Below are 935 nucleotides of genomic sequence, written 5' to 3' on the forward strand. Positions count from 1 at the left end.
ATGACGAGAAGCTAAGGGAAACGCTGAGTACAAAAAGGGTGAGGATTTGGCTTAGGGTTTTACTTTTACTTTTACTTTTTTAATAACTCTTGAACAACAGAGCGAGTGCATAATAACAGCCTTTGCAGACTTTGCACGCTTTATTTTTGCGACTCCTTTGGTGATTTAGGCTGGATTTTAGCTAATGTGATAGCAATCATCATCTTAAGCCTCAATCTTTTGCCATTTTATTTTTACGCTGTTATCTCGTAATCTGCATGTAGCCGATGCTCTGCTCTTAAAGTGGCATGGTGATATGGATTTTGAGGTCAGCATAAGCATCAAAAAATGCGTAACACTACTGAGGAGGAAGTAGAGGTTAAAAACGACGATGGCCATATTCCTCCGCCTAAAGCCCAACAACAGACTTAGCAATGGCCAAGCCTAAGCACCAGTAGTTAGCAAAAATATTAAGCAACTTGCTACCGCTCGTGTGTCGTTCCCAAACTTGATGCTTATATGCGGTAATATGCGAGTCGGTTCAAGAGAGTAAATGACCGCAGCGATAGGCGCTGTAATGTATTTTAGATGAGCTTAGAACAGTCGCAAGCGCCAGGGGGAATGAGGGTAAGTGCGTATAAAATGACAGTCTATCGATAAGGAATTATCGATAGTGAGCGTTGATGATATTACAGAGACAAAAAAGGCGACCTAAGGTCGCCTTTTGTTCGCAGTTAAGCGGGGTAATGTAGCTGCTTATGCAGGAACTACGTTAGCCGCTTGAAGGCCTTTTTGACCTTGCTCAACTTCGAAAGAAACTTTTTGGCCTTCTTCTAAGGTCTTGAAACCGTCAGAAGCGATAGCACGGAAATGAACGAACACGTCAGCGCCGCCATTTTCTTGAGAGATAAAGCCAAAACCTTTATCTTCGTTAAACCATTTTACAGTACCAGTAG

1 protein-coding gene is annotated in these 935 nt (G+C 42.2%); it reads right to left on the bottom strand.

All coding sequences use genetic code 11. The features are described 5' to 3' along the window. Window positions 1-735 precede the first annotated feature (735 nt). Window positions 736-935, bottom strand: a 200-nt coding sequence (gene cspE, locus DVO77_RS18915; RefSeq protein ID WP_162924199.1) for a transcription antiterminator/RNA stability regulator CspE, incomplete at its 5' end; no start/stop codon positions are given.

It is taken from the genome of Shewanella algidipiscicola, from assembly GCF_003605125.1.
Taxonomy (GTDB): Bacteria; Pseudomonadota; Gammaproteobacteria; order Enterobacterales; family Shewanellaceae; genus Shewanella; species Shewanella algidipiscicola.